Here is a 20654-nt window from a genome sequence, read left to right on the forward strand (position 1 = left end):
TAGATTACGGCTTTTAAGCAAAAAAACTAGTGTCCTGCAAAGAAACCAATTAAAGCAACCCCAATCCCCAATAAAACGGCAACCATTTTACGCGTATTAATTTTATGGTCGGCGCTCGATTCGAATAAAATTGTAGTGGAAATATGTAAGAAAATACCTATTACGATGCCCATTATTTTATTGAAATAGGCTTCCACCCCACCAATTGTTCCATTACTTAAGCCAAAGCTTACATAAAACCCAAGTGGCGCCATAACAGCAAATAAAACCAGATACATCAAAATACTCTGCTTTTTAAAATGATTTTGCATTAAAATGCTAGCCAAGGCAAAAGCTGCTGGAATGTGATGTAACGCAATGCCGAAAATTAACTCATTGTGTTGATCTTTAGCCAAAGGCATCCCTTCTAAAAAGGCATGTAAACATAAACTTATCATTATGCCAAATGGAAAAACATGACCATCGTGATGTTTGTGGATGTGACCGTGTTCCACGCCTTCAGAAAATTGTTCTAAAAATACCTGCAGTAAGAAACCAATCAGAATAAAAATACCAATTTCACTTTTATCTGGTCCGCTAAAGGCATCGGGTATTAAATGTAAGACAGTTATAGCGAAAAGATAAGCACCACTAAAAGATAAAATAAGTTTCAGCAGCTTAGATTTATCGCTTTTAACCAAAAAAATAGATGCTCCACCTAAAAAAGCACAAAGAAAAAGCACACAAATTTTCCAGATTTCCATAGCTTAAAAATCAGGTTGTAGTTTTTTAAAAATTCTGGAACAGAAAAAACCGATTAACGTTCCAAGTAATGCACCAGTAATTACATCGACTGGGTAATGTACACCAACGTAAACTTGCGCAAAGCTGATAATAGCAGCCCAAAATATTCCAATTGGCAAAATTGGTTTCCAACGACTATAAAACAGGCAAATTAAAAATACTGCGATTGCGAAATGATTTGTTGCGTGTGCTGATGGAAAACTTAAACCACTTCCGCACGGAACACGATGAATAATGTTGTTTGCAAGGCTAAAATCATTACACGGACGAACTCTCGAAACTAATGGCTTCACAACTCTGGAGGCAATTAAATCGCCCAAAGCAAAAGTAAAAAGCACCATTGCAATTATGTAATAACCTTGCTTTTTATATTGTTTTATGCAAAATATTATGATAAAAAGATAAAGTGGCGACCAGAAAAATCGGTTACGCATTAACGGCATCAGCCAATCGAAAAAGCCGTTCGAAAGTCCGCGATGGATTTTCAGAAACAATTCTACATCAAATTGCTGAATGCTTTCTATCATGCTTTTTTACAAATTAAAATTAACCTGTCGGATGTAGATTCGTCGAAATCATCTAAAGCATAACTTCCAAAAGTTTTTTCGATCACCATACCTGCTTTAGTTAGCATCCGTTCAAAATCCGTAAAACTGAAAGCCTGAACCCGTTCTTCGAAATTATAAATTTTGCCTTCATCTTCGAAATGTATTTTCTTAATGATTTTTCCTTCTACAACATTTTTGGTAATGTTGAAGTTAATACCATCAAGTGATTTTGTTTCGCAGGAGTTTAAATTTCTGACTATTTTTTCGGTGTTGAAATAATCTAACACTAAGATCCCATTAGCTTTTAAACACTTTCTAAATGTTTTTAAAGCGTTAACGTGGTCTTTCTCGGTATCGAAATAGCCAAAACTAGTAAACAGATTTAATGCAATATCGAAATAGTTGATATAGAACAACCTACGCATATCGTGTACCAAAAAATGCAGTTTGTTATTTTCGAATTGCTTGGCATATTTTATGCTCTGCTCGGATAAATCGATTCCAGTTACATCAAAACCTTTTTTGTTGAGGTAAATAGAATGTCGGCCTTTTCCGCAAGCAATGTCGAGCATTTTTGCTTCTGGCTGTGGTTTTAGAAAATCTGTTAATTTATCGATAAAAAACTCGGCTTCGGCATCGTTTCTTTGTTGATAAAGAATGTGATAATATGGCGAATTAAACCAATACTGAAACCATTTGCGTTGCATAGAAAGCCGTTTGTATAATAAAAAGATGCAAATATAAGATTTTAGCTTAGCATGAGAAGAGAGCGATATACTTTTATGCAACAATATTGCAATATTAAAGTGCAATTAGAAAGGCACCGTAAATAAATGCATTAAAATTGCTTGCTAAACCCGACCGAAGTGAGAAAGCCCGCAATCCCGATTTTTCATCGGGAGCGGACTTGAAACGTGGGCGGGACTGCAGAAACCGAAAGGCGTTGAAATTGCTTTTCTAAGCTATTTTATAACAAACGATTGATTAAATATTTCTACTAAATACATGGTATAAATAGATATTAGGACAATGTAAATTAAGTTCGCAAATTGCTTAGAATTGCCTTCTATCTTGTTTTTTTTCTTATTTTTGAAATCTATATAATATAAAATAAGTGACTTTAATAAAATCGATTTCAGGAATAAGAGGAACTATTGGCGGACAGGCAGGAAACGGCCTAACACCGATAGACATAGTAAAATTTACAGCTGCTTTTGGAAGCTGGGTAGTTCAAAAAACGGGTAATAAAAGAATTGTTTTAGGCCGAGATGCTCGTATTTCGGGCGAAATGGTTAATAATTTAGTTATTGGCACCTTGCAAGGTTTGGGTATTGAGGTTATTGATTTAGGATTATCGACTACCCCAACTGTAGAAGTAGCCGTACCAGATGAAAATGCTGGTGGTGGCATTATTTTAACTGCAAGCCATAACCCAAAACAATGGAATGCTTTAAAATTACTAAATGCTGATGGCGAATTTATTAGCGATTTAGATGGTAAAGAAGTTTTAGATTTAGCAGAAAGTGCTGCTTTCGAATTTGCCGAGGTAGATAAATTGGGTAAGGTTATTAAAAACGATACCTACCTGCAAAAGCATATTGATAAAGTTTTAGCATTGCCTTTAGTTGATGTTGAAGCCATTAAAAAAGCTGATTTTAAAGTTGTAATTGACTGTGTAAATTCGACTGGTGGCATTTTTATTCCAGCGCTTTTAAAAGCATTGGGGGTAACTAAAGTTACCGAATTATATTGCACACCTGATGGTCATTTCCCTCATAATCCAGAACCGCTTCCTGAGAATTTAACTGAAATCTCTAAAGAAGTTCAAAAACAAAATGCCGATTTAGGTATTGTTGTAGATCCAGATGTTGACCGTTTATGTTTCGTAAACGAAGATGGCAGCATGTTTGGCGAAGAGTATACTTTGGTTGCAGTTGCTGATTACGTATTGAAAAATACGCCAGGTAATACGGTTTCAAATCTTTCCTCTACCCGTGCTTTACGCGATGTTACTGAAAAAGCTGGTTCGGAATATAATGCTTCGGCAGTTGGCGAAGTAAATGTGGTAAATAAAATGAAAGAAACCAATGCAATTATTGGTGGCGAGGGCAATGGCGGTATTATTTATCCTGAATCGCATTATGGCAGAGATGCTTTAGTTGGAATTGCTTTGTTTTTAACACATTTAGCTAAGTTTGGCAAATCTATTTCGGTATTAAGAAGCAGTTATCCTCAATATTATATCTCGAAAAATAAGATAACGTTAACGCCAGAAATGGATATCGATAAATTATTGAAACAGGTTGAGGAAAAATACAAAAACCAACCCTACAGTACAATTGATGGTTTGAAAATCGAATTTGACAAAACCTGGGTGCATTTACGCCGTTCGAACACCGAGCCTATTATTCGTATTTACAGTGAGGCTGAAAATGAAACGATTGCAGAGAATCTGGCCAATAAAATCATCGCTGATATAAAAGAAATACTGCACCTTTAATTAAGGGAAGCAAAAAGATTTAATGAACGAAATCACCTTGATTGGTGTAATCAATATAATATGAAAAAGGTTTATTTAGATAATGCGGCTACCACGCCATTGGATAAGGAAGTAATTGCAGAAATGACTAACGTGATGGAGAATTATTTCGGAAACCCATCTGCTATTCATGCGCTTGGTCGTGAGGTACGAACGTTGGTAGAGAAAGCTCGTAAAACGGTTTCAGGTTTGCTAAATGCATCTCCATCTGAAGTATTTTTTACTTCTGGCGGTACTGAGGCAGATAATACAGCTATCCGTTGCGGTATTGCAGCTTATGGTATTAAGCATGCTATTACATCTAAAATCGAACATCACGCAGTTGAGCATACTTTAAATACAATGCTTAAGAACGGCGAAATTGATAAACTTAGCTTTGTTAATATTGATGAAAAAGGCAATGTTGATTACGCACATTTAGAAGAACTTTTGCAAAATAACGAACGTACTTTTGTATCCTTAATGCATGCAAATAACGAATTAGGAACGCTTACCGATATGATTAAGGTTGGCGATATTTGCGAAAAATATAATGCAATTTATCATGCAGATACTGTTCAAACAATGGGACATTATCGACATAATGTTCGCGAATTGAAAGCGCATTTTATTGTTTGTGCGGCACACAAACTGCATGGCCCTAAAGGTGTTGGTTTTTTATATGTTAACAGTAACGTTAAAATACCACCAATGATTTACGGCGGTGCACAAGAACGTAATATGCGTGGAGGTACAGAAAATGTTTATGGCATTGTTGGCTTAGCAAAAGCTTTGGAAATTGCTTACGCCGAAATGGAAGAACACCAGACGTATATTCAAGGCTTAAAAGATTATTTAAAGGCACAATTAATTGCTGAAATTCCAGGTATTGCTTTTAACGGAGAAACGGATGCAGATAAGAGCCTTTATACAGTATTAAATGTATCTTTTCCTGAAATGGATATGGCAGATATGTTATTATTTAATTTAGATATTAACGGAATTTGTGCTTCTGGCGGCAGTGCTTGTTCATCAGGCTCTAACATTGGTTCGCATGTGTTAAATGGCATTAATGCTGATCCAAATCGCCCCTCAGTTCGTTTTTCTTTTAGTAAATATACAACTAAAGAAGAACTAGATTACGTTATCGATAAAGTTAAAATGGTGGTTAAACAAAATGCGTTAGCCTAAAAAATATCATTAACCAAATAGGAAGAGTCTCGATGAAAATCGGGACTTTTTTTTATTTAAATTCGACAAAGAAAACACATCATTATGAAAAAAATTATTTTTTCGTTATTTATAATCTTGTTCACAATTGGGTTATCGGCTCAGGAAAAAGTAGATCAAAAACTACAGCAAAAATTAAACGATTTGGTGAAAGGTTTTAATGGTGATGTAGGCATTTATGTAAAAAATTTAAAAACTGGTAAAATAGCTTCAGTTAATGCCGATACTATTTTTCCGACCGCAAGTATGATTAAAGTACCGATAACTTGTGGTGTATTTAATAAAATTGAGAAGGGAGAATTAGATTATCATGCATCTTTAACGTATTGCGATAGTTTATTATATGCTGGCGAAGATATTTTAGGTTCTTTTAAAGACAGTGAAAAAATCGCTCTGAGCAAAGTGTTAATGCTTATGATTACAACAAGTGATAATACGGCAAGCTTATGGTCGCAACTTTTAGCAGGAACCGGTACAGCAATTAACGAAGTTATGGCTAACAATGGCCTAAAAGATACCCGAGTAAACTCCCGTACACCTGGAAGAAGAGAAAATCAAAAGCAATTTGGCTGGGGACAAACCACTCCAAAAGAAATGGCTACTTTGTTAACCTTAATTCGAGATGGAAAAATGATTAGTCCAGCAGCTTCAGAAAGAATTTACAGAAACTTAATTCGTATTTATTGGGATACTGAAGCACTTTCTCAAATTCCGCCAACAGTACAAGTTGCTTCAAAATCGGGTGCTGTAGATGCGGCTCGCTCCGAAGTTTTATTAGTAAATGCGCCACATGGTGATTACGTTTTTTGTATTACCACAAAAAATCAAAAAGATATTTCTTGGAACTACACCAACGAAGGCTGGACTATGATTAGAAATCTAAGTAATCTTTTGTGGAATTATTATGAGCCAAATTTTGGATGGAAACAACCAGAAGGCATGCAAAAATATTTCAAGTAATTATTTTACAGCCATACCTGCTGCAAACAGCATTACAAACAGAAAATAGCAAACCATAATTACAATGGTAAATATCCCCCAGAATTTGAATAACGATTTCATATTCATCATTGCATCGTTCATACTTTCCTGATCGCCATATAATACGCCTTGTTTTCCTTTGTTCGAAAATCTAAAAAGCAGTAAGCTCGGGTAGAAATACATTAAAGCCAAAATTAAATAGAATATAGTAATTGCAATACCACCAGCCCCAGCCAATGGTCCTAATTGCGCCAACATAGAAGGATTAGCGCTAATTGCAGCACCGATCCCAAAAGAACCAATGATTAAAAATGCAGACAGGATAAATCCAACAATAGATAAGAATCTTGCCCATTTTGCTATTTCATAAATATAGCTTCTCATTTCTTCGGTAACAATTAATTTTACTTCGGCAGGCACTTGTTGTTCTAAATCTTCCATGATGATAATCTGTAATTTTCGCTAAACTAGATAAAATATCTATCTGCAACAAATACAGCCTTTAAATAAAGGTTTAAAAGCTTATCTTTGCGGCCTGAAAAGGTGAATTCGTAAATCGTAAAATCAAGATAATATAAATGGCATTACAATGTGGTATTGTTGGATTACCAAATGTGGGTAAATCGACTCTTTTTAACTGTTTATCAAATGCAAAAGCACAAGCTGCAAACTTTCCTTTTTGTACTATTGAGCCAAACGTTGGCGTAATTACTGTACCTGATGAAAGATTGACTAAACTTGCCGAATTGGTTAAACCTAATAAAGTACAACCAAATACAATTGAGATTGTAGATATTGCTGGTTTGGTTAAAGGTGCGTCGAAAGGAGAAGGCTTGGGTAATCAATTCTTAGGAAATATTCGAGCTACAAATGCAATTATACATGTTTTACGCTGTTTTGATGATGGAAACGTAATTCATGTTGATGGATCTGTTGATCCAATTCGTGATAGAGAAATTATCGATACAGAATTACAGCTTAAAGATTTAGATACAGTTGATAAACGTATTCAAAAGGTAGAAAAAATGGCTAAAACTGGTGGCGATAAAGATGCTAAACGTACTTATGAAATTTTAACTGTTGTTAAAGCTCATTTAGAAAGTGGAAAATCTATCCGGACAGCTTCTTTAGCTCAGGAAGATTTCGATTTTATCGAAGATTTAGGTTTGCTTACCCAAAAGCCAGTAATGTACGTTTGTAATGTTGATGAGGCTTCGGTTATTAATGGAAACAAATACGTTGACTTAGTTAAAGCAAATGTTGCAGATGAAAATGCTGAAGTATTGGTTATTTCTGCTAAAATTGAATCGGAAATTGCTGAATTAGAAAGTTATGAAGAACGTCAGGAGTTTTTAGCTGATTTAGGCTTAACCGAATCTGGTGTAAACAAATTGATTCGTGCAGCTTATAAATTATTAAACCTTTACACCTACTTTACTGCTGGTGTTCAAGAAGTTAGAGCCTGGACGATTACAAAAGGTTTTACAGCTCCACAAGCTGCTGGTGTAATCCATACCGATTTTGAAAAAGGTTTTATCCGTGCCGAGGTAATTAAATATGCAGATTTCGTAGCTTTAGGTTCGGAAAATGCTTGTAAAGATGCTGGAAAACTGGGTGTTGAAGGCAAAACCTACGTTGTTGAAGATGGCGATATTATGCACTTCAGATTTAACGTTTAAGATTTAAAAAAATTAGTGATCCAAAATATAAAAGCAACCCGAAAAGGTTGCTTTTTTTTTTGATTCATTCTTACCACTTCATTATCACGAGGTAAGCAACAACGGTGGCATTTGAGATTGCAATTATATCAGCTGTAAAGTTTGTGGAAAAAATATACGATATTAAATATCGCCACGAAAATACAGAATACATTGATTTTTTTTAATTCGTTAATCCAATATAAACTCAAATTCTTCAGTTTTAATTAATAAAACCTGAAGATTATGTCTCCTTTCATTAAAGAATTAAAGCCTTTAAAACCGTGTATTATTCATATTAATTAAAATAATTTTGATTATATGTAGTTAACTACGTAGTTTTGTTTTAAATAAAATTTTTAACAAAATGGAAATACAGATCGATTCTATATCTAATGAAAGTTCTAAAGCAATTATTGATATTATTTTACCAATACAGCAAAAAGAGTTTAATGTTCAGATAACTCTTGAAGACCAGCCAGATCTTTTAGATATAGAAAATTTTTATCATTTAAAAGGTGGTGGTTTTTGGGGTGCTAAAATTAATGGCGAGCTTGTTGGCACAATTGCTTTAATTAAGTTTGATAACGATTCTGCCGCAATTAGAAAGATGTTTGTAAAAAAAGAATTCAGAGGAAAAGAACTGGGAATTGCTCAGAAATTACTCGAAAAGCTTATAGATTACAGCAATAAAAGCAATATAAAAAATCTTTATTTAGGCACGGTAACCGTTTTACAAGCTGCACTTAGATTTTACGAAAAAAATGGGTTTATCCATATTGCAAAAGAAAATTTACCTTCCAAATTTCCTTTAATGAATGCTGATAATGTATTTTGCGAATTAACTTTAAAAAAATGAATGTAATTGACGAGTCGGGCATACTTGCCCTATCAACAAGACTACAAAGGCTTAGCGAACAACTTAGAAAAGATGGTGCACAGCTTTATAAAACGTTTGACATTGATTTTGAGCCGAAATGGTTTCCTATAATTTATACTTTACACCATAAAGAAGTATTGAGTGTAGTCGAAATTTCTTCAGAAATAGGCTACACGCATCCATCTACAATCAGCTTATTAAAAGAACTAGAAAAACAAAAGCTCATAAAATCAAAAAAAGATAAAAATGATGAACGTAAAAGGCTTATTTCACTTACCGATAAAGGGACCGATCTCATTATTAAAATGAAACCAGTATGGGCTATAATGATTAAAATACTTAGCGAAATAGCCAATAATGAAAATAATTTATTGATGGCGATTAACGAAGCTGAGGAAAAATTAAAACTTCAGGGATTTTTACAGCGAGCGTTAGAACTTAAAAGTATGGGATACCAAAGTTAAACTTCCAGTCCGTAAGCAGCCAATTGTGCCTTAGTGTCTTCGTAAGTAGTATGGTAAATCCCTTTTAAACCTAAACCTTCTGCAACCTGTACAAAAAGCATTCTGTCATCAATATATAAACTCGTTTCAACATCACTTTGCGAAATATCTATAGCAACCTTAAAGATATCTGCATCGGGTTTCCGAAAATGAACAAAACTCGAAGACACGAAGAAATCAACAAATTCATTTAATTTAAAAGTATTAATTCGGTATTGATTTAACTCTCTTCCTTCGTTACTAATTACTGCAACTTTAAGATTATATTTCTTTTTTAAATCGCAAATCAATTGAATCATTTCAGGATATGGCAATGATTTTTTAAACATAAACGTTTTAAAATCATCGTAAGTAAACGAGCGTTCTTCGAAAAACACAATCCTTTCCAAGTATTCATCAAGCGTTAATTTGCCAACTTCATAGGTATCGAAAGTTAAGTGATGCCTTTCTTCCAAATCCACAGAATCTAAATTAAAAAGAACCGCAGCCTCACCCCTAGCTTTTCTATCCCATCCATTAGTTAATAAAACACCACCAATATCCGTAAAAAGAGTTGTAATTTTTTTCATAATTTTTAACTTAAAGTAACACGCCTTTTAAAAACAAAACAGCAAAACTGAAATATATTATCAAACCAGTAACATCAACCAGTGTGGCAACAAAAGGAGCCGAAGATGTTGCAGGGTCTGCACCAAGCTTTTTAAGCAAAATAGGTAACATAGAGCCACTTAACGAGCCCCAAAGCACCACAAAAACTAACGAAACACTAATGGTAAATGCAATTAATAACCAATGTTCGCCGTACGTATTTGGCCAGGCAACATGCCAAAGAAAAATACGAAGAAAACCAATTAAGCCCAGGCAAAAGCCTAAAAGAAAACCCGACGTAAGTTCTCTGTTCATAACCCGCCACCAATCTTTAATCGTTACCTCGCCCAAAGCCATTGCCTGAATAATTAATGTTGATGCCTGCGAACCGCTGTTACCTCCGCAAGATATGATCAATGGAATAAACAATGCTAGTACAGTTGCTTTATGAATTTGGCCTTCAAAAAAACCCATTGCTGTAGCGGTAAGCATTTCGCCAAGCATTAAAATAGCCAACCAACCAACGCGTTTTCTTACCAAATTAAAAATAGATGTGTCGAGATAAGGTTCATCTAATGCCTCGGTACCACCTATTTTATGCATATCTTCGGTATATTCTTCGTTCGCAATCCAAAGAATATCATCAACCGTTACAATTCCTAAAAGGATATTATTTTCATCAACTACGGGTAAAGCTACGCGATTATTCATCCTGAAAATACTAATTGCATCTTCTTGCGGATCGTTGGCTTTTAAAGAGATAATACGTTTATCTGTTAACTCACCAATAATTGCTTCGGGGTCAGCTAATAATACTTCTCTAATTCGAATATCATCCAGCAAAGTACCATCTTTATCAATCACATAAACCACATCAATGGTTTCTGAGTTTTTACCGTAACGCCTAATGTGCGCTAAAACCCTTGTAACCGACCATTCTGGCTTCACCGCAATATAGTCGGGCGTCATTAAGCGACCAATACTATCTTCTTTATAACCTAAAAGTGCGAGCGATTCTTTACGTTCTTCGGGAGGTAAAAGGGTAATCATTTTCTTTACCACATCGCCCTTTAACTCACTAAATAATGCTGTGCGATCATCAGGAGGCAAATCTTTTATAATTTGATTTAGCTTATTGCCCGAAAGTTTTTTAATTATACGTTCTTGAGTAGGAAAATCAAGAATACGAAAAACATTTACCGCACGGTTTAAGGATATGGTTTCGATAAATTTAGCTGCACATTGTGGAAGTTCATCAATCAGTTCTTCAACATCAGAGATATTCAGTTCATCAAGATAACGCTTTAATGCTTTATCGTCTTCTTTTTCAAGCAATTCCCGAACCTCTTCTACAACCAATTCTTCCATAAACGACTAAATAATTTTGTTACATGCCTAAACCTCTATTAACGGTTCGCAAAGGTGCGTTTTTATTTTTAAAAAAGCCAATTTTGGTATTAACAGGGCATTAATTTTTAGTAAAGCAAATGCAATAATACTTCGGTTGCTGCAGTCCATCTTTCCGCTAAATCTTTTTCACAAAAAGTTCAAAAGGATATCGCTTCAATACGGTTTATTTAACCCAATTAAATTTTTCATGGCAAAAAGGCACCTTTTCCAATTAAAGCAAACTATCTCGATTTTAACCTACATATTACAATAAACTAACATTTTGATTTTCTATATTTGCAGCCGCCTGCTCCCGTAGTTCAATGGATAGAATTATGGTTTCCGGTACCATCGATATGAGTTCGAATCTCGTCGGGAGCACAAATTAAAAAAGTTGATTATGCATTCATGATCAACTTTTTTTCATTTATCATCTTTACAATTAATTTCTCCTTAGTTTTTTAAAATCGTTTTTCTTACCACAATGTTTGCCGTCAAAAATCTTCTTCGGCTTAAAATAGAACTTCTTGATCGCAAAAAATTATTATTCTAATACGGTTTTAATTTAATTATAACATTTTAGTTATTTGTTTATTAACGGCCTCAAATTTGACTTTTAGATGAGTTGTAACCCGAATTAGAGCAAGACTCGAACCTATATTTGCAGCCTTATGATGCGGATATTACGGAACGATTACTTAAAAAATATTTTCAGTGGCATATTGTTATGTATGCTAGTTGTTAAAATTTTTTCTGTTGCAATTTCTTCCTTTAGTTTGGGTAATGAAGCTTCTGCTTATGAAAAAAGTATAGGCGATAATAAAGATAAGGAAGAAGAAGAATCAGTTGAAAAAGGAAAGAAAAAACTGCTGATTTATGAGTCTTATTCCGTAGATCAAAATTATGTTGTATTTACAAATAGTGCTTTAGTTCACTCCTACTTCCTTCGGATAATATTAGATAATTTCCCATCCAAAAACATTCCCACTCCCCCTCCCGATTATTGTGCTTAAAAATATCTAAAGCCGAATGAATAATTCAGGCACGAAGCATTACAATAATTTCTAAATTTTAAAAATACAAATGAAAAATCATCAGATTGTCGGTGCTCCAACGCCCTAGCAAAGATTGGTACGTATGCTCCATTTGGAGCGTCGAACCATTAATTACATCTTAATTTACGCCATGTTGATTGGATTAATAGGCCTTTCATTACCTCTTGGTACCAGTGCCGTTTTTAATCTACTATCTAACGGCGCCATGTATAGTTCTACTTATATTCTAATTGCAGTAATTCTTGCAGGAATTGTTATTGGCGGCATATTGCTTATCGGGCAACTCACTTTAGTAGAGTTTTTGGAGCAAAAAATATTTACAAAGGCTGCTTTAGAGTTCGCCTTTCGTTTACCACGTATTAAGAAAAAAGCATTAGAAGGCGAAAATCCATCAGAACTTATTAATAGATTCTTCGACATTCTAACAATTCAAAAAGGATTGACCAAGCTTCTTGTAGACATTGTTGCAGCCGCTGTTCAAATATTCTTCAGCGTGATTTTATTATCTTTCTACCATCCGGTTTTTATGGTATTTGGCACTTTTGTATTGATTGTGATAATCGTGATTTTAGCCTTGTATTATCGTCAAGGTGTACAAACCAGTATCGAAGAATCGGGCTATAAATATGAAGTTGTTGGTTATCTGGAAGAAATTGCCGCAGATTTAGATACCTATCGCCAAAGCAGCAGTAAAAGAAAAGAGATTATTAATCGTACCGATGAGATTACGGCAAATTACATTCAGGCTCGGAACCAACATTTCGGTGTATTAAAAAAGTTCTTTGTTACCGCTGTTGCTATGCGAACTATTTTGATGGGCGCCTTGCTCCTTTTAGGTTCTTATTTTGTTTTTGAGAGACAAATGACTTTTGGGCAATTCGTAGCCGCAGAGGTAATTATCGTACAAATTAGTTATGCTATCGAAAAACTGATGACTAATTTAAATACTGTATTTGATATGGTTACAGGTAGCGAAAAACTTGCTGTAGTAACAGATCTTGAATTAGAGGAAGGAGATGTACACCATGGGTAAGATAAGTAACAATTTGGCGCAGCTAAAAAATTGGGAAGAGCTTTCTGTACATGCTAACAGTAGAATTATCAATGCTAAAGGACCAAAAAGATTAGGCAGAATATTACTTTTCATTTTTGGCTTTTTCTTAGTCCTACTTTTTCTTCCTTATCGCCAAACTATACCAGGACGTGGAACAGTGACCGCTTTACGACCAGAAGACAGACCTCAAACTATTCAAAACCAGATTGGAGGCAGAATAGAACATTGGGCGGTAAGTGAAGGACAGGAAGTGAAAAAGGGTGATACAATTTTAGTGATTTCAGAAACCAGTCAGTCGTATTTCGATCCTGAACTACCTACCCGATTAACTGAACAACTCGATGCAAAACGAGGAAATGAAATTGCGGCTATACAGAAAATAGATGCCACTAAAGCGCAGATGAGCGCTATGAATAGTGGTTTAAATTTTCAGATGAAAGCCGCGGAGAATAAAGTTAGACAGGCAAAAAATTATGTTAGTATAGATAGTGCAGAGCTTTTATCTATTCAAAAATTTTACGAAACTACTAAAGTGCGTTTAGAAAGATATGAAACTGGTTATAAAAATGGTCTTTTTTCGTTAACGGATATTGAAACCCGCCGACTTAAACTTCAGGAAGATAATGCAAAAGTAATCAGTCAACAGAATAAGCTTAGTAATTCAAATCAGAATTTATTAAACGCATCGATCGAACTGGATAATATCAGAGCCAAATATCAAGAATCAATTTCAAAGGCGCAATCCGATATGAGTTCGGCAGTTTCTAGTCGTGCAAGTGCCCAGGGAGATATTGCGAAATTGCGCAACGACATTTCCAATGTCAATATCAGACGAGGCCTTTATGTAGTTAGGGCACCACAAAGTGGATTTATTGTTAAAACCCTAAAGGCGGGTATTGGTGAAAACATTAAAGAAGGCGAATCAGTAGCGACCTTACAACCCAAATCGCCAATGGTTGCGGCAGAAATATACGTTAGAGCAATGGATGTTCCATTAATTTTAGACACCAGCGATGTACGTTTACAGTTTGAAGGTTGGCCATCGGTTCAATTTTCGGGTTGGCCATCGGTAGCTGTCGGTACTTTTGCCGGCAAGGTATTTTCTATCGATCGGATAAGCAGTGTAGGCGGAAAATACCGTTTACTAATTAGTCAAACTAATCCACTACCATCAAAAGATGAGCCATGGCCGCCACAACTTAGACAAGGATCGGGTGTTTACGGGCGAATAATATTAAGATCGGTACCGCTATGGTATGAAATATGGAGGCAGCTTAATGGTTTTCCACCAAGCTTGGAACGAGAACCAGCAATCGGATTAAAGGATAAAAAATAAATGGGGAGGTTATCAATGAATATTAAGTTAAAACACCTCTGTTTATTTTTCCTGCTTATATTTCTCTTTAAAAAAAATGGTTTTGCGTACGATAACAGAAAAGAAATATCAGGTATTGACACAGCTAAAGTTTTTACGCTTGAGGATTTACAGTTAATGGCCTTCAGGTTTCATCCAATTATAAAACAGGCTGCGTTATTAAGCGAATCAGCACAAGCAAATGTGTTGCAATCGTTAGGTTATTTTGATCCAGCTTTGAAATCGACTTTTGGCCAAAAATTATTTGGCAATACAGATTACTACAATAAATGGAGTTCTGAACTTAAAATCCCTTTATGGCTTGCAGGTGCCGATTTAAAGGTTGGTTATGATAGAAATGTTGGCAATTACGTAAATCCTGAAAGCCGAACAAATTCACAAGGTTTATCAGCTATTGGTTTAAGCATACCGATAGGCCAGGGATTAATAATTGATGCCCGCCGGAGCACTTTGCGCCAATCGAAGATTATGGTACAATATGCCCAAGCCGATCAGTTAAAGCAGATTAACAGCATCTGGTACAATATGGTAAAAGATTACTGGAATTGGTACTATGCTTATAAGCAATTTGAATTAATAAAAGAAGGATTAGATTTGGCCCAACGACGGTTTAAAGCATTGAGTACTCAAACTTTGTTAGGTGATAAACCTGCAATCGATTCTGTGGAGGCTTATATAACCGTTCAGGAACGCATGATTCAAAGGGAAAAAACGGCAATAGAGTTGCAAAATGCCAGGCTTGTTTTATCAAATCATCTTTGGAACGAAACTGGGAACCCATTAGAACTTCCTGAAGAGGCTTTACCTCAAAATATAAATGCGGTAAAGTTGCCTGGCAAACTATTGCTCGACAGCCTTTTGACTCAAAGTAGTAGCCAACATCCTGAATTAATTAAACTAAAAAGTAAAAGTGCTCAGCTGGAGATTGAAAAAAGTTATCGTCAGGAAATGCTCAAACCAAAATTAAATTTAAGCGGAACGTTAATTTCAAACCGAATAAATTTTACCAATAACATTCCAGGCTATTATGATTTTAATTGGGGCAACTATAAGCTGGATGTAGAATTCGCGTTTCCACTTTTTCTGAGATCGGAACGAGGGAAACTTCGCGAAGTTAAAATTAAGCAGCAAGAATTGAATTATGAATTACAGCAATCTGGTCGGGAAATCAGGAATAACATCCTTTCTTCTTACAACGATTTGTCTGCCTATTCTTCTCAATTATCGCTGCAGCAAAAAAGCATTCAAAACCAACAGTTTTTAGTTAATGGCGAAAACCAGAAGTTTGCTCTTGGTGAAAGCACGCTTTTCTTAATCAACAGCAGGGAAACTAAGCTGATAGATATGAAAATTAAACAAGAAAGTATGGCAGCTGGTTATCAGAAAACATTGGCTGAGCTATTTTATAAAGCGGGTACAAAGCAGCAAATAAATTAAATTCATAAAAAACCTTTCCTTCAAAAGGAGCAAATAACATCCTCAAATCTGGCGATGAGGATGTTATTTTATTTGTAAAAAATAAATTTCACTAGTGATTCGCATATCACCAAGTTAAAAAGTATAACAATACATTTATTCATTTTCAAAATGGATAAGGAATGATAATCAATTGTAAAAGGCAACTAAGGCTCAAAATAGATATTCGACCAACACGAAAAAAGAATATCAAAAGCCGCATTAAACCTTTTCAATATCCTCCAATGAAAGAATTTTAAATATTAACAAAAAATTGAATTAGCTTTGTAACATTAAATTCTAACTGATTATCATCCCTATCAATCATATTTTTCTAAAACTCAAAATATTCTTGTTTCGCTGGTTTTACAGCGAATACTTTACTGATGCGCTTCGAAATACGCTAACAATTGTATTACCTGTTATTCTATTCTTTTTCCTTGGCGATAAAAGCAGAGCAATTGGCATTGGAGTTGGCGCCTTACTAATCAGTCTAACCGATTTACCAGGTAACAGGGGAAATAAATTCAGAACAGCATGGCTAAGCGTAATATTTTTTATACTTTCTTCTGTTCTTATCACGATAAGTTTAAACAATCCTTTAGCACTCGGAATAGTTATCGTTGTGCTTACTTTTTTGTTTTCAATGTTTGCCATTTTTGGATTCAGAATGGCATTGATTGGCTTAATGAGTACGGTACTAGGCATCTTTATTCTTGGTTTACGCCCTGCAAATCCGATTATTTTAATTACAAATATCTTAATTGGCGGAATTTGGTATTACATAATAAGTCTATTACAGGTTTGGATTTGGCCTTACCGTTCCATTCATCATGCCATATACGAGTGTTTATCAGGTACAGCATCCCTACTTGCTCTTAGAGCTAAAGCATATGATGAATTATTAAAACCAAAAGATTTTGATGCTCAAAACATTGTTTTACACCTTAAACTAAATGCCAAACAGGAATTAATGCGTGACTTGCTTATTGGCGATAAACAAGCCATGCGTAAAGGAAATTTAAAAGGAAACCGACTATTAGCCATTGGTACCGATGTTATCGACCTTTATGAACAGGTAACAGCTATTCATCAGGATTATGAGCTTTTACAAAAAGAATTAAAAGAAATTGATGCTTTAAAACACGTTCAATACCTAGTAAAAACGCTTTCGATTGCCCTTTACAAATGCAGTGGCCGATTTTTGGGAAAGGCTGGGTTATCCAAAACACTAATACTTGGCGATAAATTTGAGGCAGACCTCAATCACCTTATTCAAGTAACACATTCAAGTTCGCAATCTTTGCCAAAAAAAGTGGCAACTAACATTCAATCAATTGCTAAATTAATTCGAAATATCGATTCAGATATAGAAACGAACAATAAAACTGAATTTAAAAAGGTTGAATACATAGATTTCTTATCTAAGCAGTCACTAAGTATTAACGATATTAAGAATCAGTTTTCGATACATGCTCCAGTTTTTCGTTTTGCCCTTAGACTTTCTATTTTAAGCTTGATTGCAATGAGTATTAATTACTGGATACCCGAGCAGCATTATACATATTGGTTTTTATTAACGATCATGATTGTTAATCGCCCAAGTTTCGGGCTTACCAGAAAAAGAAATTCAGAACGTCTTAAAGGAACTGTAATTGGGCTTGTATTAAGCTTTATGCTGATACAACTGTCATTACCAATCTGGCTTCAGCTTACATTATCTGTTTTATCATTACTAGGTTTCTTTGCTTTTAATAGAATCAAATATCTTTTTAGCGTTTTTTGTATTACCGTTATGGTTATACTTTGCCTAAATCTGTATCACGGGAGTCCGCTGTTATTAATTGGCGACAGACTTATTTTTACGCTTATGGGATGCGGACTTTCATTTGCTGCTGCTTATATTTTCCCAATTTGGGAAACGCCAAGAATAAAGATGTTAATTTCTGAAACCATTGGTGCTAACCGCGATTACCTTTTTAGTGTTTTGAATTTTAAGAATGGTAATGGCAATTTGCACCAAACCAGGCTTGCCAGAAAAGTTAGTTATTTAAAGTTTGCTAGTTTTACCGAGGCTATAGAATCGCTGAAAAAAGAACCACAATCTAAAAAATTAGATATGTCAGGACTATTAAATATCCAGGTTCTTTGTTATCAAATTAACGGGCATATTGCGGGTATATTTGCATCTACCGATTTAGCTGATTCAAATAACTCTAATTCGGAAGTTTTAGCAACTTTAGATTATTGCAAAAAAGAAAGTCTAAACTTGGATATTACAGCGATAAAGAAAGGCTTTCATAACAACAACGAATCTTCACCGCTTTTATCTAAACTTGTTTTTCAGCTGAAACAACATTTCAGCTAGCAAATACAAAGCGATTAATTTATTTCTTAAATAACGAGATAATCTTTTTAACTAAAGTTACAATCGCAACAACAATTAATCCAGCAACTAATCCAAACGCAGCCTCTTTAATTATAGGTGTTATTTGTGGAAATAAATGATGTAAATAATCTATGTTGTGTACAAAAATACCGCCAGATACTAAAATCAAAGCGAACGTTCCGACAACGCTCAAAAATCTTATAATAAGCGGAAGCGACTTAACCAATAAATGCCCAAGTTTTGCAAAGAAACCTTTGTCGTTAGTGCTTTTAATCAGTTTATAACCAGCATCATCCATTCTAACAATAAGGGCAACAATACCATAAACACCAATTGTAGCCAATAATGCAACAATTGAAACTGTTAAAATTTGGATGGTTAAACTTTTATCTAAAACAGTTCCTAGTGCAATAATTACGATTTCTACTGATAATATAAAATCTGTAGTAATTGCAGATTTTACTTTTGTCTTTTCCGCATCTGCACCATCTTCTTCCTTTTCTTCTACAACTTCTTTACCTGTTTTTTGGCGGTGAAAAAGATACTCGACTATTTTTTCGACACCTTCGTAAGCCAGGTAAAATCCGCCAAGAATTAAAACAAATTTAATTGCGATTGGAAAAAATACATTTAATAATAAAGCTATAGGAACTATTATTATTTTGTTAACTAAAGAGCCTTTAGTAATCGACCACAGTACAGGAAGTTCTCTTGATGATAAAAAGCCTGTAGCCTTTTCTGCATTTACAGCCAAATCATCGCCTAATATACCCGCTGTTTTTGTTGTGGCTACTTTTGCTGTTACAGCAACATCGTCCATTAAAGCAGCTATATCATCTAAAATCGCAAAAATACCTGAGGCCATACTTATCTAATTTATGAGGCCGCAAATTATAAATTCAGTTTTAAATTTTATCATAAAAGATGATATAAACTGATTGCTTTATATTATAAAAGCTTAATTATAAATTTTAGTAAAACTTTATTCAATTTTTTAGCTTCTTAATTTTGAATCCTACGTTTTAAATGTAACTTTGTTGCATTGAATAATTGGACTCATAAATATCGTTATACAATTTTTGCCCGTATTTGGGCGATTTTGCTATTGGCAATTTTTATAAACGCCACATTAATCGAAAGTCTACATCATCATGAATTTGAGCGTGTTTCTGCCTCAAAGCAAAAAGTAAATGTGATAACACATCACGAACAATTAAAAAATTCGGTATTAAAATGTAAACTATGTGATTTAGTTAAACATCACAATCATTTTTATACACTACCTACACCCAATCCATCTGGTTTTATTTCGGCAAAGCCTGAAGAAAAATCTTCTATTTTTATTTTAGCAAAATCTTCCGCTTTTGTGCTCCTTAGCTCTAACAAAGGGCCACCAAGCGTTAAAGCCTAGTTTCTAAAGGGATTTTTTCCTTTCATAATCTTTAATTTTTTTCTGTTCAATGTCGCAGCCCAATTTGGCATGCGCTAACAAGACTATATTTATATGCTTCAAGCTATCTCATTATCTAAAAACTATCAATCGCATCAGGCTTTAAATCAACTGGATTTAACTGTAAATCAAGGTGAAGTATTTTGTTTACTCGGCCAAAATGGAGCTGGAAAAACAACAACAATTAATTTATTTTTAGGCTTTATTTTACCAAGTTCGGGCAAAATTCTCGTCAATAACGAAGAAATAACCGCTACGAGCGATCAGCGAAGAAAACACATTGCCTATATACCAGAAGTGGTAATGCTTTATGGAAACTTAACTGCTTTAGAGAATCTTGACTACTTTTCTAAACTTGCTGGATTTAACTATTCATCAGATTCTTTGGTAGAATTCCTTAATGAATGTGGCCTGCAAAATGAAGCGCATAACAAGCATTTATCAAGTTTTAGTAAAGGCATGCGCCAAAAGGTTGGTATTGCCATTGCTCTTGCAAAAGATGCAAAAATTTTTCTAATGGATGAACCCACAAGTGGACTCGACCCTAAAGCAACTGAAGAATTTACTCAATTGGTAAAAAAACTGGCCGGCGAAGGAAAATCTATTTTAATGGCCACCCACGATATTTTTAATGCCGTAAATGTAGCTACAAACATCGGCATTATGAGGCAAGGTAAGCTTGTTCACACCATTAAAGCCAGCGAAATAACCGCAGCCGATTTACAAAAACTTTACCTCCAAACTATTTAAGAAATCAAA

Annotated in this window: 20 protein-coding genes and 1 tRNA gene; 14 read left to right on the forward strand and 7 right to left on the reverse strand. The window is 34.6% G+C overall.

Annotation, left to right across the window (positions count from 1 at the left end):
* Positions 1 to 26 precede the first annotated feature (26 nt).
* Genes ACZZZI_RS20140 through ACZZZI_RS20150 form a run of 3 tightly spaced genes read right to left on the reverse strand, consistent with a single transcriptional unit; the run spans position 27 to position 2038 of the window.
* Positions 27 to 743, reverse strand: a complete 717-nt coding sequence (locus tag ACZZZI_RS20140) for a ZIP family metal transporter (RefSeq protein WP_316757985.1) — start codon at positions 741 to 743, stop codon at positions 27 to 29.
* Positions 744 to 746: 3 nt separating this feature from the next.
* Entirely contained in the window at positions 747 to 1310 is a 564-nt protein-coding gene (locus tag ACZZZI_RS20145; protein WP_344764510.1) for a phosphatase PAP2 family protein, read from the reverse strand.
* On the reverse strand, positions 1307 to 2038 hold the full coding sequence (locus ACZZZI_RS20150; RefSeq protein WP_344764511.1) for a class I SAM-dependent methyltransferase: 732 nt from the start codon (positions 2036 to 2038) through the stop codon (positions 1307 to 1309). The genes ACZZZI_RS20145 and ACZZZI_RS20150 overlap by 4 nt, the downstream gene beginning before the upstream one ends.
* Before the next feature lie 407 nt (positions 2039 to 2445).
* On the opposite strand from ACZZZI_RS20150, the gene glmM reads away from it, so the two are divergent.
* The 3 genes from glmM to ACZZZI_RS20165 all read left to right on the forward strand — a co-directional run bounded on the left by glmM (position 2446) and on the right by ACZZZI_RS20165 (position 6039).
* Complete coding sequence (gene glmM, locus ACZZZI_RS20155; protein ID WP_463490998.1) at positions 2446 to 3831, forward strand: phosphoglucosamine mutase; 1386 nt, start codon at positions 2446 to 2448, stop codon at positions 3829 to 3831.
* Positions 3832 to 3891: 60 nt separating this feature from the next.
* Positions 3892 to 5040 carry a cysteine desulfurase family protein gene (locus ACZZZI_RS20160; protein WP_344764514.1) on the forward strand — a complete coding sequence of 383 codons (1149 nt, stop codon included), beginning with the start codon at positions 3892 to 3894 and terminating at the stop codon, positions 5038 to 5040.
* Positions 5041 to 5124: 84 nt separating this feature from the next.
* Positions 5125 to 6039: a serine hydrolase gene (locus ACZZZI_RS20165; protein WP_344764516.1), complete on the forward strand. Its 915-nt coding sequence runs from the start codon at positions 5125 to 5127 to the stop codon at positions 6037 to 6039.
* Here the strand turns inward: ACZZZI_RS20165 and ACZZZI_RS20170 are convergent, their stop codons facing one another.
* Positions 6040 to 6501 (reverse strand): DUF5362 family protein, encoded by a 462-nt coding sequence (locus ACZZZI_RS20170; protein ID WP_344764518.1) that lies wholly within the window; start codon positions 6499 to 6501, stop codon positions 6040 to 6042.
* Positions 6502 to 6638: 137 nt separating this feature from the next.
* On the opposite strand from ACZZZI_RS20170, the gene ychF reads away from it, so the two are divergent.
* From ychF to ACZZZI_RS20185, 3 genes are all read left to right on the forward strand, one after another.
* Positions 6639 to 7739, forward strand: coding sequence for a redox-regulated ATPase YchF (gene ychF, locus ACZZZI_RS20175; protein WP_463491001.1), 1101 nt, complete (start codon positions 6639 to 6641; stop codon positions 7737 to 7739).
* A 385-nt stretch (positions 7740 to 8124) separates the two neighbouring features.
* The gene (locus ACZZZI_RS20180) at positions 8125 to 8616 is read left to right on the forward strand and encodes a GNAT family N-acetyltransferase (protein WP_316757970.1); all 492 of its coding nucleotides are present in this window, start codon (positions 8125 to 8127) and stop codon (positions 8614 to 8616) included.
* A complete protein-coding gene (locus tag ACZZZI_RS20185; RefSeq protein WP_316757968.1) occupies positions 8613 to 9101 on the forward strand; it encodes a MarR family winged helix-turn-helix transcriptional regulator in 489 nt (162 codons plus the stop codon). Before ACZZZI_RS20180 ends, ACZZZI_RS20185 begins: the two co-directional genes overlap by 4 nt.
* On the opposite strand, the gene ACZZZI_RS20190 is transcribed toward ACZZZI_RS20185, so the two are convergent.
* Positions 9098 to 9709 carry an HAD hydrolase-like protein gene (locus ACZZZI_RS20190; RefSeq protein ID WP_316757965.1) on the reverse strand — a complete coding sequence of 204 codons (612 nt, stop codon included), beginning with the start codon at positions 9707 to 9709 and terminating at the stop codon, positions 9098 to 9100. The two genes, ACZZZI_RS20185 and ACZZZI_RS20190, sit on opposite strands and share 4 nt — an antisense overlap.
* Before the next feature lie 10 nt (positions 9710 to 9719).
* A complete protein-coding gene (mgtE, locus tag ACZZZI_RS20195; protein ID WP_316757963.1) occupies positions 9720 to 11096 on the reverse strand; it encodes a magnesium transporter in 1377 nt (458 codons plus the stop codon).
* Between the two features lie 330 nt (positions 11097 to 11426).
* On the opposite strand from mgtE, the gene ACZZZI_RS20200 reads away from it, so the two are divergent.
* The 6 genes from ACZZZI_RS20200 to ACZZZI_RS20225 all read left to right on the forward strand — a co-directional run bounded on the left by ACZZZI_RS20200 (position 11427) and on the right by ACZZZI_RS20225 (position 18424).
* Positions 11427 to 11498: transfer RNA gene (locus ACZZZI_RS20200), tRNA-Arg, on the forward strand.
* A gap of 350 nt (positions 11499 to 11848) precedes the next feature.
* The gene (locus tag ACZZZI_RS20205; RefSeq protein ID WP_344764526.1) at positions 11849 to 12130 is read left to right on the forward strand and encodes a hypothetical protein; all 282 of its coding nucleotides are present in this window, start codon (positions 11849 to 11851) and stop codon (positions 12128 to 12130) included.
* Positions 12131 to 12254: 124 nt separating this feature from the next.
* Positions 12255 to 13205: an ABC transporter transmembrane domain-containing protein gene (locus ACZZZI_RS20210; protein ID WP_463491005.1), complete on the forward strand. Its 951-nt coding sequence runs from the start codon at positions 12255 to 12257 to the stop codon at positions 13203 to 13205.
* The gene (locus ACZZZI_RS20215) at positions 13198 to 14562 is read left to right on the forward strand and encodes an HlyD family secretion protein (protein WP_463491007.1); all 1365 of its coding nucleotides are present in this window, start codon (positions 13198 to 13200) and stop codon (positions 14560 to 14562) included. Before ACZZZI_RS20210 ends, ACZZZI_RS20215 begins: the two co-directional genes overlap by 8 nt.
* Before the next feature lie 15 nt (positions 14563 to 14577).
* Positions 14578 to 16038 (forward strand): TolC family protein, encoded by a 1461-nt coding sequence (locus tag ACZZZI_RS20220; protein WP_463491009.1) that lies wholly within the window; start codon positions 14578 to 14580, stop codon positions 16036 to 16038.
* Positions 16039 to 16408: 370 nt separating this feature from the next.
* Positions 16409 to 18424, forward strand: coding sequence for an FUSC family membrane protein (locus ACZZZI_RS20225; RefSeq protein ID WP_463491011.1), 2016 nt, complete (start codon positions 16409 to 16411; stop codon positions 18422 to 18424).
* 19 nt (positions 18425 to 18443) lie between these two features.
* On the opposite strand, the gene ACZZZI_RS20230 is transcribed toward ACZZZI_RS20225, so the two are convergent.
* Entirely contained in the window at positions 18444 to 19310 is an 867-nt protein-coding gene (locus ACZZZI_RS20230) for a DUF808 domain-containing protein (protein WP_463491013.1), read from the reverse strand.
* A gap of 177 nt (positions 19311 to 19487) precedes the next feature.
* Between ACZZZI_RS20230 and ACZZZI_RS20235 the strand changes: the two genes are divergently transcribed.
* Together ACZZZI_RS20235 and ACZZZI_RS20240 are read left to right on the forward strand one after the other, a co-directional pair.
* Complete coding sequence (locus ACZZZI_RS20235) at positions 19488 to 19856, forward strand: hypothetical protein (protein ID WP_316757951.1); 369 nt, start codon at positions 19488 to 19490, stop codon at positions 19854 to 19856.
* A 93-nt stretch (positions 19857 to 19949) separates the two neighbouring features.
* A complete protein-coding gene (locus ACZZZI_RS20240; RefSeq protein ID WP_463491015.1) occupies positions 19950 to 20645 on the forward strand; it encodes an ABC transporter ATP-binding protein in 696 nt (231 codons plus the stop codon).
* The last annotated feature ends 9 nt before the right edge of the window (positions 20646 to 20654 follow it).

This window comes from Pedobacter sp. AC190 (genome assembly GCF_979258025.1).

Bases quoted from the DNA above. Each gene is read 5' to 3' on its own strand.
- ACZZZI_RS20140 (WP_316757985.1), bottom strand. From the start codon at position 743: ATGGAAATCTGGAAAATTTGTGTGCTTTTTCTTTGTGCTTTTTTAGGT.
- ACZZZI_RS20145 (WP_344764510.1), bottom strand. From the start codon at position 1,310: ATGATAGAAAGCATTCAGCAATTTGATGTAGAATTGTTTCTGAAAATC.
- ACZZZI_RS20150 (WP_344764511.1), bottom strand. From the start codon at position 2,038: ATGCAACGCAAATGGTTTCAGTATTGGTTTAATTCGCCATATTATCAC.
- ACZZZI_RS20160 (WP_344764514.1), top strand. From the start codon at position 3,892: ATGAAAAAGGTTTATTTAGATAATGCGGCTACCACGCCATTGGATAAG.
- ACZZZI_RS20165 (WP_344764516.1), top strand. From the start codon at position 5,125: ATGAAAAAAATTATTTTTTCGTTATTTATAATCTTGTTCACAATTGGG.
- ACZZZI_RS20170 (WP_344764518.1), bottom strand. From the start codon at position 6,501: ATGGAAGATTTAGAACAACAAGTGCCTGCCGAAGTAAAATTAATTGTT.
- ychF (WP_463491001.1), top strand. From the start codon at position 6,639: ATGGCATTACAATGTGGTATTGTTGGATTACCAAATGTGGGTAAATCG.
- ACZZZI_RS20180 (WP_316757970.1), top strand. From the start codon at position 8,125: ATGGAAATACAGATCGATTCTATATCTAATGAAAGTTCTAAAGCAATT.
- ACZZZI_RS20185 (WP_316757968.1), top strand. From the start codon at position 8,613: ATGAATGTAATTGACGAGTCGGGCATACTTGCCCTATCAACAAGACTA.
- ACZZZI_RS20190 (WP_316757965.1), bottom strand. From the start codon at position 9,709: ATGAAAAAAATTACAACTCTTTTTACGGATATTGGTGGTGTTTTATTA.
- mgtE (WP_316757963.1), bottom strand. From the start codon at position 11,096: ATGGAAGAATTGGTTGTAGAAGAGGTTCGGGAATTGCTTGAAAAAGAA.
- ACZZZI_RS20205 (WP_344764526.1), top strand. From the start codon at position 11,849: ATGCTAGTTGTTAAAATTTTTTCTGTTGCAATTTCTTCCTTTAGTTTG.
- ACZZZI_RS20210 (WP_463491005.1), top strand. From the start codon at position 12,255: ATGCTCCATTTGGAGCGTCGAACCATTAATTACATCTTAATTTACGCC.
- ACZZZI_RS20215 (WP_463491007.1), top strand. From the start codon at position 13,198: ATGGGTAAGATAAGTAACAATTTGGCGCAGCTAAAAAATTGGGAAGAG.
- ACZZZI_RS20220 (WP_463491009.1), top strand. From the start codon at position 14,578: ATGAATATTAAGTTAAAACACCTCTGTTTATTTTTCCTGCTTATATTT.
- ACZZZI_RS20230 (WP_463491013.1), bottom strand. From the start codon at position 19,310: ATGGCCTCAGGTATTTTTGCGATTTTAGATGATATAGCTGCTTTAATG.
- ACZZZI_RS20240 (WP_463491015.1), top strand. From the start codon at position 19,950: ATGCTTCAAGCTATCTCATTATCTAAAAACTATCAATCGCATCAGGCT.